14 protein-coding genes are annotated in these 16,364 nt (G+C 32.4%); 8 read left to right on the top strand and 6 right to left on the bottom strand.

Translation table 11 applies throughout. The annotated features are described in order from the left end of the window. Positions 1-48 precede the first annotated feature (48 nt). The 6 genes from PQ462_RS12430 to PQ462_RS12455 all read left to right on the top strand — a co-directional run bounded on the left by PQ462_RS12430 (position 49) and on the right by PQ462_RS12455 (position 8,774). A complete protein-coding gene (locus PQ462_RS12430; protein ID WP_274250152.1) occupies positions 49-1,137 on the top strand; it encodes a M42 family metallopeptidase in 1,089 nt (362 codons plus the stop codon). A gap of 63 nt (positions 1,138-1,200) precedes the next feature. Further along, positions 1,201-1,881, top strand: coding sequence for a response regulator transcription factor (locus PQ462_RS12435; protein ID WP_274250154.1), 681 nt, complete (start codon positions 1,201-1,203; stop codon positions 1,879-1,881). Next, on the top strand, positions 1,878-3,239 hold the full coding sequence (locus tag PQ462_RS12440) for a HAMP domain-containing sensor histidine kinase (protein WP_274250155.1): 1,362 nt from the start codon (positions 1,878-1,880) through the stop codon (positions 3,237-3,239). The genes PQ462_RS12435 and PQ462_RS12440 overlap by 4 nt, the downstream gene beginning before the upstream one ends. An 87-nt stretch (positions 3,240-3,326) precedes the next feature. After that, on the top strand, positions 3,327-4,574 hold the full coding sequence (locus tag PQ462_RS12445) for a TolC family protein (protein WP_012024794.1): 1,248 nt from the start codon (positions 3,327-3,329) through the stop codon (positions 4,572-4,574). Positions 4,575-4,586: 12 nt separating this feature from the next. Continuing rightward, complete coding sequence (locus PQ462_RS12450) at positions 4,587-5,672, top strand: efflux RND transporter periplasmic adaptor subunit (protein ID WP_274250160.1); 1,086 nt, start codon at positions 4,587-4,589, stop codon at positions 5,670-5,672. A 3-nt stretch (positions 5,673-5,675) separates the two neighbouring features. Next, positions 5,676-8,774: an efflux RND transporter permease subunit gene (locus tag PQ462_RS12455; protein WP_274250161.1), complete on the top strand. Its 3,099-nt coding sequence runs from the start codon at positions 5,676-5,678 to the stop codon at positions 8,772-8,774. 177 nt (positions 8,775-8,951) lie between these two features. Here PQ462_RS12455 and PQ462_RS12460 read toward each other — a convergent pair whose 3' ends face one another. The 6 genes from PQ462_RS12460 to PQ462_RS12485 form a co-directional block, all read right to left on the bottom strand. Next, positions 8,952-9,335, bottom strand: coding sequence for an ankyrin repeat domain-containing protein (locus tag PQ462_RS12460; RefSeq protein WP_073411769.1), 384 nt, complete (start codon positions 9,333-9,335; stop codon positions 8,952-8,954). A gap of 464 nt (positions 9,336-9,799) precedes the next feature. Then, positions 9,800-10,951, bottom strand: coding sequence for a glycoside hydrolase family 26 protein (locus PQ462_RS12465; RefSeq protein ID WP_274250165.1), 1,152 nt, complete (start codon positions 10,949-10,951; stop codon positions 9,800-9,802). A gap of 32 nt (positions 10,952-10,983) precedes the next feature. Then, complete coding sequence (locus PQ462_RS12470) at positions 10,984-11,937, bottom strand: phosphoribosylaminoimidazolesuccinocarboxamide synthase (protein WP_073411773.1); 954 nt, start codon at positions 11,935-11,937, stop codon at positions 10,984-10,986. 170 nt (positions 11,938-12,107) lie between these two features. Next, positions 12,108-12,938 (bottom strand): Cof-type HAD-IIB family hydrolase, encoded by an 831-nt coding sequence (locus tag PQ462_RS12475; RefSeq protein WP_121361149.1) that lies wholly within the window; start codon positions 12,936-12,938, stop codon positions 12,108-12,110. A gap of 138 nt (positions 12,939-13,076) precedes the next feature. Then, positions 13,077-13,439, bottom strand: coding sequence for a DUF1801 domain-containing protein (locus tag PQ462_RS12480; RefSeq protein ID WP_274250169.1), 363 nt, complete (start codon positions 13,437-13,439; stop codon positions 13,077-13,079). A gap of 124 nt (positions 13,440-13,563) precedes the next feature. Beyond that, entirely contained in the window at positions 13,564-14,514 is a 951-nt protein-coding gene (locus tag PQ462_RS12485; protein ID WP_012024786.1) for a PhoH family protein, read from the bottom strand. A 311-nt stretch (positions 14,515-14,825) separates the two neighbouring features. Between PQ462_RS12485 and PQ462_RS12490 the strand changes: the two genes are divergently transcribed. Further along, on the top strand, positions 14,826-15,653 hold the full coding sequence (locus PQ462_RS12490; protein ID WP_044047753.1) for an SAM hydrolase/SAM-dependent halogenase family protein: 828 nt from the start codon (positions 14,826-14,828) through the stop codon (positions 15,651-15,653). Between the two features lie 317 nt (positions 15,654-15,970). Then, entirely contained in the window at positions 15,971-16,267 is a 297-nt protein-coding gene (locus PQ462_RS12495; RefSeq protein ID WP_012024784.1) for a putative quinol monooxygenase, read from the top strand. Positions 16,268-16,364: the final 97 nt, after the last annotated feature.

Here is a 16,364-nt window from a genome sequence, read left to right on the forward strand (position 1 = left end):
ATACACAACTCTGATACCAAATTTATAAATTAGCGCAAAAATATTTTTATGAGTACAAAATCTATCTTAACTGATACCTCTATAGCTTTTTTGGAAAGCTATCTAAATAATGCTTCGCCGACTGGTTACGAAAGCGAAGGGCAAAAACTTTGGATGAATTATTTAAAACCTTATGTAGATACTTTTATCACTGATACATATGGTACAGCAGTTGGAGTTATTAACCCTGATGCTCCTTTTAAGGTTGTTATTGAAGGACATGCTGATGAAATTTCATGGTATGTTAACTATATTACAGATGATGGTTTATTATATGTAATTAGAAACGGTGGATCTGATCACCAGATTGCACCTTCAAAAAGAGTAAATATTCATACCAAAAAAGGGATCGTAAAGGGTGTATTTGGATGGCCTGCAATTCATACACGTTTAAGAGACAAGGAGGAAATCCCAAAATTGAGCAACATATTTATTGATTTAGGATGTGAAACTAAGGAACAGGTTGAAGCAATGGGAGTTCATGTGGGATGTGTAATTACCTATCCTGATGAATTTATGATTTTGAATGAAAACAAATTTGTGTGCCGTGCGATAGACAACAGAATGGGCGGTTTTATGATTGCCGAAGTTGCTCGTTTATTAAAGGAAAACAAAAAAACACTTCCTTTTGGTTTGTATATAGTAAATTCTGTTCAGGAAGAAATTGGTCTTCGCGGTGCAGAAATGATCGCTCATACAATTAAACCAAATATTGCTATTGTTACTGATGTCTGTCATGATACCACTACACCTATGATTGATAAAAAAGTCGAAGGTGATTTAAAAATGGGTAAAGGACCAGTTATTGCATATTCTCCGGCAATCCAAAATAAACTTCGCGATTTAATTGTAGACATTGCAGAAGAAAAGAAAATTCCTTTCCAGCGTCATGCTACTTCTCGTGCAACGGGTACAGATACTGATGCTTTTGCATATAGCAATGGCGGTGTAGCTTCGGCATTAATTTCTCTTCCTTTAAGATACATGCATACTACTGTAGAAATGGTGCATAGAGATGATGTTGAAAATGTAATTCAATTGATTTATGAGTCCTTATTGAAAATTGAGAATAACGAAACATTCTCTTATTTCAAATAAAAGCACTTTCATGCTAAATTCGGCTGTTTATAAAAATAGCCGGATTTTCTAATTCCTCAAAGAATGAAAATATTACTGCTCGAAGACGATTTTACTTTGTCTAAAGAAATATCGGCTTTTTTTACCACTAAACAATTCGAGTGTACACCGTATTATGATGGATCTTTACTGCTTAAAAAATACTTTCCCTACGAATATGATTTAATAATTCTGGATATTAATGTTCCGGGAATAAATGGTATTGAGGTTTGCAAAGGTATTCGTGAAATTGATAAAAAAACGCCAATTATAATGCTGACGGCTTTTAGTGAAATTGAAGATAAACTGGCTTCCTTTGACAGTGGTGCTGATGATTATCTGGTTAAACCTTTTCATTTTGAAGAATTATATGCCCGTATTTTATCATTGCTTAGAAGAAAAGAAATTCCTCAGCAAACAGAAAAAAAAATCATTATTGAAGATTTAGAAATTCTGGAAGATGAAATGAAAGTTTTACGTTCTGGTGAAGAAATTAAGCTGACTCCAAAAGAGTTTAAGCTAATTCTAATTTTAGCTCATGCAAAAGGAAAAGTTTTATCTAAACAATTTATTGCTGAGAAACTTTGGGATTATCATATTGAAACCAATCAAAATACGATTGAAGTTTATATAAATTTTCTTAGGAAAAAAATCGATAAAGATCACGAAACAAAACTCATAAAAACCAAAATTGGTTACGGATATTATTTAAGTAACGAGGAATGACTTTAAAAAACAGAATATCATTATTAGTAAGTCTTTTGTTCACAATTCTTTTTGGATTGGCATCGACTGTGATATTTGTTTTATATTCTAATTTTAGAAAAGAAGAATTTCGTGAACGTCTTGAAATTAAAGCTCTTTCTAATATTAAACTTTTGGTTGATGTAAAAGAAGTTGATGAACAGCTGCTTAAAATGATTGACCAAAACTCAATCAATAAATTATATGATGAGAAAACTTTAGTTTTTGATTCACATTTTAAACTTATTTACAGCAGTATCGATGATGCAAAAATTAATTGGTCTGTTGAAGATTTAAAATATCTTAAAAAACATAAAACCTTTTTCAAACAACAAGGCGATTATGAAGTTTACGGCGTTTTTTATGATACTAAAGACAAAGACTTTTATGCTTTAATTTCTGCTACGGATGATTATGGAAAAAGAAAACTGCTTTTTTTAAGATATACATTAGTTGTATCCTATATATTCTTTACATGTCTCTGCTGGGTTCTAACTTCTTTTATGGTTAGAAAAGCAATGAATCCTCTTGGATTATTTCATCAAAAAATTAAAAATATCAACGAAAACAATCTTGATACTCGTATTGAATCAAAAAGCAATAAAGACGAAATTGACTTAATTGCAAACGAGTTTAATTTCATGATGGACCGAATTGAAGTTTCCTATCAAAGACAGAAAGAATTTACGGCTCATGCTTCGCATGAATTAAGAACTCCTTTATCGAGAATTACTGCACAAATCGAAAATACTATAGCCGATTCGACGACATCTCTTAAAGGAAAAAACTTTCTAACTGCAATTTTATCCGATGTCAATCATTTAACTGAATTAATCAGCTCATTATTAATATTATCTAAAATTGATACCAATAAAAATAATGAAGACAATGAAATTCACAGAATGGATGAGATTCTTTTCTCGGCTATTGAAAATCTAAAGAAAAGCTTTCCTGATTTTGTTATTTTATTTGAAATTGAAGAAAGCGAAAATTTAGACACAGCTCTGGAAATAAAAGGAAATAAAAACCTTTTGGAAATTGCTGTAATTAATGTTTTAAAAAATGCCTGTGTTTATTCAGATAATCAGCAGGCTTTATTAAAAATAAGCGCACCGGAAGATCATCTTATTATTTCTATTCTAAACACTGGAAAAACTTTAAGCGAAAGCGAACAAAAAAATCTTTTTGAACCTTTTATGAGAGGTGAAAATTCTAAAGGTACATCTGGTTTTGGATTGGGATTACGTATTGTAAACAGAATCTTAAAACTTCATAAATCTCACATAACTTACACTACACCAGAAGATAATGTAAATTTATTCCAATTATTCTTTCATTAATATTTTATTTTAAGCTAATTTTAAGGTAGATTTTAAGCCCGCTTAAAGTCTGCCAATAGCATATTTGTACAAAATAAAATAGATACAATGAGAAAACTATATGCATTATTATTACTTGTACTTTTTAATCAGGTAGTTATGGCTCAAAAAACAGTCACTCTTCAAGATTGTGAGAGCCAGTTTTTAAAAAACAATCTTTTTTTGCTAGCCTCTCATTATAATATTGATGCCGCAAAAGCCATGACCATTCAGGCCCGAATATGGGATAATCCAAACCTTACTGCAGAATTAAATGCATACAATCCTGAAAGGGATAAGTTTTTTGACATTGGTAAGCAAGGACAAAAAGTATTTGGTATCGAACAGTTAATCTATTTAGGCGGAAAGAAACGTAATGAAGTTAAACTGGCAAAAACTAACGAACAATTAGCAGAACTTCAGTTTAATGATTTATTAAGAACATTAAAACTGCAGCTGCGCCAAAGTTTTTACACCGTTTATTACAACACAAAAAGTCTTGAAATAACTGATAAACAATTGGTTCATATTGAAGATTTAATAAACTCCTACTCTATTCAGGCTCAAAAAGGAAATATACCTCTGCGAGATGTTGTGCGTTTACAGTCTCTGTATCTAAACTTTAAGAACGAACGAATGGAAGTAGTTAACAACAGCATTGAAGAGCAGGCAAATTTAAAATTACTGCTAAATTCAACCGAAACTATTATTCCGGATGTTTCAAAAGACGATTTTAATAAATACTTAAAAATAATTCCTTTTGATCTAAAATCTTTTGAAGATGAAGCAATTGCCAATCGTCCGGATTATTTAGCCAAACAAAAAGAAATTGAAGCTAATGAACTGAATGTAAAATGGCAAAAATCGCTTTCTGTTCCAGATATCACTTTGGGCGCTAATTATGATCAGCGAAGCGGTGCATTTAATAATGAAGCTAATATTTCTGTTGGAATTCCGCTGCCGCTTTGGAACAAAAACAAAGGAAATATCAAAAATGCTCAGGCCGTTTTAGCCCAATCTAAAGTAGAAAAGCAAAATTTTAATCTTCAACTGGAAACCGAAATCACATCGGCATGGAATAAATGGGATGAATCCCGAAAAAACTATGCGGTTATAAAACCAACTGTAAACTCAGACTTTGAAGCGGTTTATAACGGAATCTTAACCAATTTCCAAAAAAGAAATATCAGCTTATTAGAATTTACAGATTTTATGGAAAGTTATAATCAGGCTAATATTCAGGTTAATGAATTGAAGAAAAAATTGGCTTTATCCGGCGAAGAATTAAATACTACTATCAACAAGGATTTATTTTAAAACTAAATAATAATGAAACATACACTAATTATAGGAATTGCAATAGTAAGTTTATCACTTGCCAGCTGCAAAAAGGAAGTAGAAAATCCTCAAACTAATACTTCTTTCGCCTTAAGCGATAATATGCTGAAAACTACTACTACGGCAGATGCGAAAACCCAGACGGTGAAAAACGAACTAAGTTTTTATGGAAAAATTACGGCCGATAATAATAAATTAATTGATGTTTATCCGCTTGTGGGCGGAAACGTGATTAAAGTAAATGTAGAACTTGGAGATTATGTAAAAAAAGGCCAGGTATTAGCAACCATAAAAAGTACTGATGTTGCTGATTTTGAAAAACAATCCATCGATGCGAAAAATGATTTGCTTGTAGCAAAAAATAAACTAAAAGTTGCTCAGGAATTATTTGACGGAAAATTAAATTCTGAAAGCGATGTACTTGAAGCAAAATCTGAAGTCAATAAAGCACAGTCACAGCTAAGCAAAATTCAGGAAACTTACAAGATCTATAATATTAAAGCCGGTTCTATTTATGAAGTAACAGCGCCAATAAGTGGTTTTGTTATTCAAAAGAGCATTAATCAGGATATGCTTTTACGTTCTGATCGTTCTGAAAATATTTTTGACATTGCAGAAATCAGCGAAGTTTGGGCAATGGCAAATATTAATGAAATCGACATTAATAAAATAAAACTTGGAATTGATGCCAGCGTAACTACTCTAAGTTACCCAGATAAAGTTTTTAAAGGAAAAGTAGATAAAATCTTCAACGTAATTGATCCCGAAACCAAAGCAATGCAGGCGCGTATTAAACTTCAAAATCCTGGTTTTTTATTAAAACCGGATATGAATGCTAATATCAAATTATCCTATAATGAGAATGAATCAATGATTGCAATTCCAAGCAATGCCATTGTTTTTGATAAAAGTAAAAATTTCGTCATGATCTTTAAAGATCGTCATAACATTGAAACAAGACAAGTTGAAGTTTACCGAGTTGTAGGTGATACAACTTATATTTCAAGTGGTTTAAAGGAAAATGAAAAAGTTATTACCAACAATCAATTATTTATTTATCGCGCTTTAAACGATTAAAAGATGAACAAATTCATACGAAATATAATTGCTTTTTCGCTTAAGAATAAAGCATTTACCTTTTTCTGGGTAGGAATATTGGCTGTTGCTGGATTTATTTCCTTTAAAAATATGCCAATTGATGCTTTTCCAGATGTAACAAATACTCAAATTATTATCATTACGCAATGGAATGGTAAAAGTGCCGAAGAAGTAGAGCGTTTTGTAACGACACCAATCGAGATTTCGATGAACTCGGTGCAAAAGAAAACGAGTGTGCGCAGTATTACGATGTTTGGTTTATCTGTAATCAAAATTATTTTTGATGATGGTGTCGACGATACTTTTGCCCGCTTTCAGGTAAATAATTTACTTAAAAATGTTACACTTCCAGATGATGTTGAACCAGACGTTCAGCCTCCTTATGGCCCGACTGGAGAAATTTTCAGATATATTGTAAAAAGTAACAGCCGTGACAGTCGTGAATTATTGACTTACCAAAACTGGGTTATAGACAAACAATTACGTGCCGTTCCCGGTGTTGCAGATTTGAACGTTTTTGGCGGACAAACTAAAACTTATGAAGTTGGCGTTGACCCAATAAAACTGGCTAAATACAACATTACACCATTACAGGTTTATAATGCCGTTGATGCCGGAAATATAAATGTGGGCGGTGATATTATTGAAAAAAACGGGCAGGCATTTGTTGTTCGTGGTGTTGGTCTTATAAAATCCAGAAAAGACATCGAAAACATTATTGTAGACGAAGCGGGAGGAAATCCAATTTTGGTTAAAAATGTAGCTTCTGTTTATGACAGTTCTATGCCGAGAGTAGGACAAACTGGAATTGGAAACAACGACGATGCAGTAGAAGGAATTGTTGTAATGCGTAAAGGCGAAAATGCACAGGAAACTCTTGCTTTAATAAAAGATAAGATTAAAGATTTAAATGATAATATCCTGCCAAAAGATATTAAAATTGAAACTTTCTACGATCGTGACAATTTGATGAATTTCACTACCGAAACGGTAATGCATAATTTATTTGAAGGTATTATTTTGGTTACCTGCGTCGTATTTCTATTTATGGCCGACTGGAGAACTACTTTTACGGTTTCGATAGTTATTCCGCTTTCCTTATTATTTGCCTTTTTGTGTTTAAAAATGATGGGAATGAGTGCCAACTTACTGAGTTTAGGTGCTGTCGATTTCGGAATTATCATTGATGGTGCCGTCGTAATGGTCGAAGGATTATTTGTGGTTCTGGATCATCGGGCGCATCAGCTGGGAATGACGGCTTATAATAAAATTGCAAAAGGAAGCATAATTAAGAAAACCGGAACAGAAATGGGTAAAGCTATTTTCTTTTCTAAATTAATTATCATTACTGCTTTACTGCCAATATTTTCATTCCAGAAGGTTGAAGGAAAAATGTTCTCTCCCCTTGCCTATACCTTAGGTTTTGCCTTAATGGGAGCATTAATTTTCACGCTTACTCTGGTGCCGGTTTTATCTCATATTTTATTGAATAAAAATGTAAAAGAAAAAAATAATCCGTTTGTAAACTTTTGGGACAGAATTGTAGGCAAAGGTTTTGCATGGACATTTAAGCATAAAGTAAAATCATTAGTTATTTCATTATCTGTAATTGCTGCTACATTTTTCTCTGCTTCATTTTTAGGTACAGAATTTTTGCCTCAGTTAAATGAAGGAGCTTTATGGGTTACGGCAGAATTACCAATGAGTACTTCTCTGCCTGAAAGTGTAAAAACAGCTGCAATGATCAGAAAAGATCTTGAAAGTTTTCCTGAAGTAAAAAATGTGCTTTCACAAACTGGAAGAAGTAACGATGGAACAGATCCAAACGGGTTTGGATTTATTCAGCTCCAAGTCGATTTGAAACCAAAAGCCGACTGGAAACGAAAAATCAGCATGGATGAACTGATTAATCAAATGGACGAAAAACTGAAAGTTCATCAGGGAATTACTTATAACTATTCTCAGCCTGTAATTGATAACGTTGCTGAATCTGTTGCTGGTTTTAAAGCTTCAAATGCAGTTAAAATTTACGGAGATGATTTAGATAAATTAGACGAACTTTCTAATGAAGTTTTAGCAAAAATCAAAGATATTCCAGGTATCAAAGATGTTGGAATTCTTAGAAATGTTGGCCAGCCGGAAATTAGTGTAATTCTTGACAGAGAAAAAATGGCCGCTTACGGTGTAACTTTAAGCGATGCTCAGGCTGTTTTAGAATTAGCTTTTGGAGGAAAAACTGCTACTCAAAAATATGAAGATGAAAAGAAATTTGACGTTCGAGTTCGTTTTTCTAAAGAGTATCGTAAAGACGAAGAAGATTTAGCAGAATTAAAAGTTCCAACTATAAGCGGTGCAAAAATCCCGTTAAAAGAAATCTGCGATATTAAAACCATAACTGGTCCGGCATTTATTTACAGAGACAATACAAAACGTTTTATTGGAGTTAAATTTTCTGTTCGTGACCGAGATTTAGGAAGCACAATTGCCGAAGCACAATCAAAAGTAGCACAAGTAAAAATGCCTCCGGGATATACAACCGGATGGACAGGAGAATTTGAAAATCAGGTTCGTGCCAGTGCACGTCTGGCACAAGTTGTACCAATCAGTTTAATTGGAATATTTGTTTTGTTATTTATTCTCTTTGGAAACTTTAAAGATTCATTACTTGTTTTGGCCAATGTTCCATTTGCTGTAATTGGCGGAATTATAGCTTTACACTTAACGGGAATGAATTTTGGAATTTCTGCAGGAGTTGGTTTTATCGCCTTACTGGGAATTTGTATTCAAAATGGTGTAATCCTGATATCAGAATTTCATCATAATATAAAGGCAAAATTCTCATTAGAAGAATCCATTTTTATGGGAGTAAAAGCCAGAACAAGAGCAGTAGTCATGACGGCACTTATGGCTTCTATAGGTTTAATGCCGGCAGCAATTTCAACCGGAATTGGATCAGAATCTCAAAAACCTCTTGCAATTGTAATTATTGGAGGATTAGTAACGGCAACGATTTTGACATTATTGGTTTTCCCAATTTTATTCTGGATTTTCAATCGAAAAAAACACGCACCGATAGAATAAACGGTTTTATGATAAAATTAATTTGGTTAGATTAATTTGGTTTAGAAAGAAAAAGCATCATTATTTTTAATGGTGCTTTTTTGATTTAGATAATTTCTTAAAACAAGCAGCAAAAAAAACGGCCTTCTGCTCAAAGAAGGCCGTTATACTAACTCAAACGTTTAAACTTTTTAAAGCTTATTTTGCATCTTTTAAAAGTGCAATTGCATCTGCTGCATTTGATAATTCAGCATATTTTAATGCAGTATATCCTTTTTCGTTTTTATCAGATGGACGAGCTCCAGCTGCTAATAAAACTTTTATAATTTCTACTTTATTGTAACGAGCTGCTGTCATTAAAGGAGACATATCGTCTGCTTTTTCATTTACATTAGCACCGTATTCGATAAATTTCTTTACTGTGTCGATATCTCCTTTAGCTACTGCAACTACAAGAGGTGTTCCTTCATATACAGCAGATACTGTAATTTCATTTTTAGCAGCTGATGTGCTGTTTGAAGCCATAGAAACATTTGCAAATGCTACTAAAGCAAGACCTAAAGAAATAACTGATTTTTTCATAATGATTGGGTTGTTAAATTGATTGATAATTATTTGATTGATAATGAATTTTATATTCTATACAAATGTAAATTAAAAGCGGTATATTGTATAACAAAGTACTTTGTTTTAACTAATTCTTAACTTTTAATTAATGAATTCGAAATATTACTCTTCTAAAATTTGAATTCACTATAAAAGACGCAGCAAATGTAAAAATGTTACACCAAAATGAATATTTTTTTAAAATTTGTTATTAAGAAAGTATCAAAAATGAAAGAGAAAACGATACTCTTTTAACTATACAACAACAGCATGTATAAAAAAGGCAGAATTTTTTCATTAAAAGAAAAAAAATAAACCGTTTTTTATGGATTTGTGATGAAAATTATCAATGTAAGTAAAAAAACCAAAAAGAAAGAAAATACTTATTTTACATCGAAATAGTAACTCCTCATTTAATCATTTTAACATGTATTCTTAAGCTATTTTGCAGTATTTTTTAATAAAAATTTAGTTCCATATACATTTATCAAATCGTTTTCGAATAAAGTATACGGATCATTATAAAATTGAAGGAAATCAGGAACACTAATCTGCCCCGGAAAAGGTGCATAATAATGTGTTGAACTTACTGCATCATTTCGCCAGACTAAGACATAACAAAGCTTAATATTTTCTTTCTTTAATGATTGAAGCAAAACTTCTGTCCACCAGTTTTTATTTGGTATTGATTCTAAGCCGGTTTCTGTAAAAGCTGCTAATTTTTTCTTTTTAGTTGCAATGTCAAAAATAATTTTAAGCTTTTTTATTCCGTTTTCTAAGTCATATTTCCCATCTCGTCCAAAATCTCCATAATTATCTATCCCAAGCATATCAACATAATCATCGCCAGGATAACGTTCTAAATATTCTGACTCTGAATTAAATCGATTATCTGGTGAAAATGCATAAATAAAATTATGAACTTTTAAAGTATCTCTCAGGTATGACACAGTAAATTGCCAGACTTTTATAAAATCCTCACGCGATGTATATTTCTTTCCCCACCAGAACCAATCACCGTCAAATTCATGAAAAGGTCTAAAAATCATTGGAACCAATTTCCCATCTTTTGCTTTAGCAGAATTTGCAAAGTCAGCAATTGTTTTTAAAATTTCCTTGTATTGCTCATGATGCGAACCTCCTTTTTTTATTAAAGACATAGATGCGGCTGAAATAGAATCTTTCCAGTAAAATCCACCACCCGAAGCAGGATTATTAAAATGCCAGGAAACCGTTGTGATACCGCCTCGCTCATAAGTATCAATTACATTTTTTCTTAAAGTTTCTTTTGTTTTTTCAATTTCTTCTCTTGAACGTCCCGAAAAATCGCTGAAATCTATTCCTACAACTGCTGGATGTGAACCTGTAACCAATTTAACATCAGATTTATTGGGTTCGTTTGACCAGCCGTGTCCGTATTCTAAAGCGTGTTGATGCCCAAATAAAATATGCTCTTTTGAAATACTTTTTAGATTGCGATATAAGTTTTTTGTTTCTCTTGTTGCGCTTTTATCAATTTGTGCAAAAAGAAAATGCCCTGCTATCATAAATAGAGATAACAAGGCATTTGTTTTATTTAAGTTCATTTTCATGGTTTAAATAGTTAGTTTAAACCCGAAAATTACTATTTAGAAGTAAGGTATTGTAATACGTTTTTTTCAATACGTTGATCAATATTGTCAATATCAGCTTTTACGAATTTTTCTCCTAAAATATTTTCATACAATTCAATATATCTTTCAGAAACAGATTCGATATATTCATCTGACATATCTGGAATCTGCTGTCCTTCCTGACCCTGAAAACCGTTTTCGATCAGCCAGCGGCGAACAAACTCTTTTGAAAGCTGTTTTTGCTCCTCTCCTTTTTCTTGTCTTTCAGCATATCCATCAGCATAAAAATAACGAGAAGAATCCGGAGTATGAATTTCATCAATTAAAACAATAACACCGTCTTTTGTTTTTCCAAATTCGTATTTAGTATCTACTAAAATTAAGCCGCGAGAAGCAGCAATTTCAGTTCCTCTTTGAAACAAAGCACGCGTATATTTTTCTAAAACTAAATAATCTTCTTCAGAAACAATTCCTTTAGATAAAATAGCTTCACGAGATATATCTTCATCATGCGAACCATTATCTGCTTTTGTAGTCGGCGTAATGATTGGTTCTGGAAATTTATCGTTTTCTTTTAAACCTTCGGCCATTGTTACACCGCAAATTTGTTTTCTTCCTGCGGCATATTCACGTGCTGCATGTCCTGAAAGATAACCTCGAATAACCATTTCTACTTTAAAAGGTTCGCATAAATGCCCAACAGCAACGTTTGGATCTGGAGTTGCAATTAACCAGTTTGGAACAATATCCTGAGTTAACTCCATAAATTTTGTTGCAATCTGGTTCAAAATTTGTCCTTTGTACGGAATTCCTTTTGGTAAAACCACATCAAACGCCGAAAGTCTGTCTGTTGCTACCATTACTAAAAGTTCGTCGTTAATATTGTAAACTTCTCTCACTTTTCCTCGGTAAACTGATTTCTGATTCGGGAAATTAAAATTTGTGGTTGTGATTGTATTACTCATTATCTTGTTGTGTTGTTTTTTATGAATGCAAATTTAAAATTATTTCACAGAGTTACATCATCAAAAGAAAGAGATAAAGTAAGAAATGTAAAATATTTCAATTTTAAAGTTTTTGAAATAAAAAATCCCTAAACAATTGTCAGGGATTAATGTTCTAATTGAGATTAAAATCAGCTTGCTGCTAATTCTTTATCTAATATTTTTGAAGCAATATATCTTGCTACGCCGTCTTCGGCATTTGTTTTAATAATTTCTAAATCTGGCAGTGTTTCTTTTAAAACAGCCGGAGCGTTGCCCATAATTAGACCTTTCCCGGATGCTGACAACATTTGAACATCGTTAAAACCATCTCCAAAGGAAACAGCTTGTTCTAAAGTGTAACCTTCTTTTTCCAATACTTGTTCAATAGCAACGGCTTTATCTATAGATTTATCCATAAATTCCAAACAAGTCGGCAGACTAAAAGCATGATGCAGATGTTCTGAAGAATTAGCCAGAACGTCATCTTTTAATTTTACTAATTTCTCATGATCATCACATGAAAAGAAAATTTTAATGGCTCCAAAATCTTCCAGTTTTTTATAGTCAACTAATTCCGGACGGTATTTTAATTCAGCCTGAAAAGAATTAAGTCTTTCATTCCATTTATTGGTCTGCCAAACATTTTCTTTAAATAAAACCACCGTAATAGCCGGATCAATTTCAACATTTAATGCTGCTTTTACTACATCGCTGTCTAAATTAAAAGCAAATAATTCTTCTTTATTTGGTGAATGAATTCTCGCTCCGTTTGAACTCACTAAATAAACCGGCACTTCCAGCGTTTCAATAATTGCCATGGCATCGAGATGATGACGGCCTGTTGCAACAACTATAAGGTAATTTTGATTGTGAAGTTCCTGAAAAATTGATTTTGTATAATCTGAAATTTTGTGTTGAGGGTTAAGTAAAGTTCCGTCAAGGTCACTTACTACAACTTTTATATTTTTAAGTTTTGTCATATTAATATCAAACATTTATGATGTGCAAATTTACGGCTTTAAGCTCAGTTGAGCAAAGATTACAAGCCTTGATAGGCATAATTTAGATAAGTTTATTATTTATTTAACTATTTGGTTAAGCATTGCGTAATACACAATTTAAACTTTTATTATTCCAGATTTGTACAGATTGACTGCTTTTTGAATCACTAATTCAATTTGTTCCAAAGGAAGATCTACCTTAACATCCAGCATCATAATTTTCATTCTGGAACGTTTTTCCTGAATTAGAAAAGATTCTTCGAAATGTTTTCCTTCGACAATACCAATATAAGGCTGCCTGCTTTTTTTATGAATCCATAAATAGCAGAACATTTTTCCTTTATAACAGAAAAATGGCATTCCATATTTTAAAACGTGGGTAATATCTTTGTCTTGTTTTAAAATAATATTACGCAAAGCCAGAAATATCTCTTTTATTGGTTCTTCCTGATTAAAGTAGAAATCATCCAGCTGTTTCATTTTCCTGAATTTTAATTAAAAAAATATTCGTTTTACTCATTCTAAAAAAATGAATAAAACGAATATTAATAAATGTTAAAACACATTTTACGATTTACATTTAACATTTCACTAAAAATTAAATTTAGTCGTGATTTTCTATCTGTTTGTAAGCGTCAATTACTTTTTTCACTAATCTGTGGCGCACGATATCTTTATCATCAAGATAGATAATTCCGATGCCTTCTATATCTTTAAGAACCAAAAGAGCTTCTTTTAGACCAGAAATTGTTCTGCGTGGTAAATCGACTTGTCCTGGATCACCTGTAATCATAAACTTGGCGTTTTTCCCCATACGCGTCAGGAACATTTTCATCTGCGAATGTGTAGTATTCTGCGCTTCGTCAAGAATTACAAAAGCATTGTCAAGTGTACGCCCGCGCATAAAAGCCAGAGGTGCAATCTGAATAATTCCTTTCAGGATATAATCTTCGAGCTTTTCATTAGGGATCATATCACGCAATGCGTCGTAAAGCGGCTGCATATAAGGATCAAGTTTTTCTTTCATATCTCCGGGTAAAAATCCCAGGTTCTCACCTGCTTCTACAGCCGGCCTTGTTAATATGATTCTTTTTACTTCTTTGTCCTTCAGCATTTTTACTGCCATTGCAACCCCGGTGTACGTTTTTCCAGTTCCGGCTGGTCCAACTGCAAAAACCATATCGTTTTTTTTAATTGTATCTACCAGTAACTGTTGGTTAGGCGTCATAGCTTTTACTATTTTACCGCCTACACCGTGAACTAATATTTTGTCATGATCGTATGCTTTTTTTTCATCCTGACCATCACTCATTATTACACGTTCAATTACATTATCATCAATGTTGTTGTATCTGGTAAAATGAAGCATAAGCCTCTGAAATCTCTTTTCGAATTCATCTAAAACTTCTTTTTCGCCAAAGGCTTTTAAAGTTGTCCCTCGCGCTACGATTTTAAGCTTTGGGTAGTACTTTTTTATTATTTCAAGATGAGAATCCTGCGCGCCCCAAAAGTCTTTTGGAGCGATGTCTACTAGCTCAATAATTCTTTCGTTCAAATGAGTAATTTTAAATTAAAAATAAATTTGTTTTTTAAATCTATTGCTGTCGGGTTCTTTAAGTCGCAGTTATCGCCAATTTGCAGTTTTTATTATTATCAAAAAAGTACTTAAAATTTTCTTTAAAATCAACTTTTTATTAAAAGACTGAAAACTGAAACTGCTAACTGTGACTACTATATACGTTTACTATAATTTTATCGCAATTTGTCTTTTCTTTCTTTCAATTTGCATTTACTATTACTAGCTTTGCATTTCTCAAATTTAATAAAAATTCGAGTTAAATACTACCAATAGTTATAAACAAAATGATGTCAATAATTACCCTTACTACTGATTACGGCTTAAAAGACCACTTCGTTGGTTCGCTGAAGGGTAAAATCATTTCTGAACTTCCAGATGCAAGAATTATTGATATTTCACACGACATTGATCCATTCAACACTGCCGAAGCGAGTTACGTAATTGGAGCATCTTATTTGAGCTTCCCAAAAGGTACTGTTCACTTAATTGGAGTTGACATCGAACGCAATAAAGAAAACCAGCATATTGCCATGCAGTGGAACGATCATTTCTTTATTTGTGCCGATAACGGAATCTTAAGTATGCTTACGCAGAAGATTGTACCGCAGAAGATTGTTGAAATTAATATTCATGATCGTTTCCCGGCTGAATTCAGTGATTTGGATATTTTTATTCAAGTGGCCTGCCACATTGCAAAAGGAGGTTTGCTGAATGTTATTGGTAAAGAAATCCCAACTGTTAAAGAAGTAACCGAATTACAAGCCGTTGTTGCTGCCGATGGAAATTCATTAAAAGGTTACGTTATTTATATTGACCATTTTGGAAACATAGTTACGAATATATCAAAACAGCAGTTTTTAGAAGTTGCAAAAGGGCGTCCGTATGAAATTGTAATGAAGCCAAAAAGCATTAAAACCATTCTGCCTAATTATTCGGCAATTGCAACTTCAGACAAATATCCTATCAAAACCTATGAAGGCGAAAAACTGGCTATTTTTAATGAAGCCGGTTTTCTCGAAATTGCCATTTTTAGAAGCAATCCTTCAAAAGTTGGTTCTGCAAATAGTCTGCTTGGTTTGAATTATCGTGATGTAATTACGATCAAGTTTTCATAATAAACAGATCTCACATTTAATGGCTCGCAGATTTTGCTGATTGAACAGATTTATACTGATAACATTCGTATTTTGTCAATCGCGAGAATTTCTACAAAGATTTGTCTTTGCGAGGAATGAAGCAATCTCATTTACTTAAGCAATTAGTGATCTTTTATTAGTGCAGCTGCTTCTAACAATATTGCCGAAAAACTATATTTATAATATTTTATTTTTTATTAAAAAGAACAATCAATTTTGGTATTTTTGCGCACCTGAAATGCTTTTAGACTTCAACTAAATCTAAAAGCAGCAATTTAAAATCTAAAATTGAACACATGTTTGTTAGAATTGTAAAAATGAGTTTTCACGAAGAAAAAATTCCTGATTTTTTGGAGAATTTTGAATCTGTGAAAGATAAAATACGAAATGCAGACGGAAATCGTTTTTTAGAATTGTATCAGGATAAAAATGACAAATGTATTTTCTTTACTTACAGCTATTGGGAAACCGAAGCTGATTTGGAAAATTACAGACAATCTGAACTTTTTAATACAGTTTGGGATTTTACAAAAAAGTTATTCAATGCAAAACCGGAAGCCTGGAGCGTGGATAAAGTAGTTTCTTTAGTTTAAATTGTTTCAAGTTTCAGGTTTCAAGTTATAGGCTGAATCTGAAAATTGAAATGACATAACCGCAAAGAACGCTAAGATTAAATTACATGGTTTTGAT

It is taken from the genome of Flavobacterium sp. KACC 22758, from assembly GCF_028736135.1.
GTDB lineage: Bacteria > Bacteroidota > Bacteroidia > Flavobacteriales > Flavobacteriaceae > Flavobacterium > Flavobacterium johnsoniae.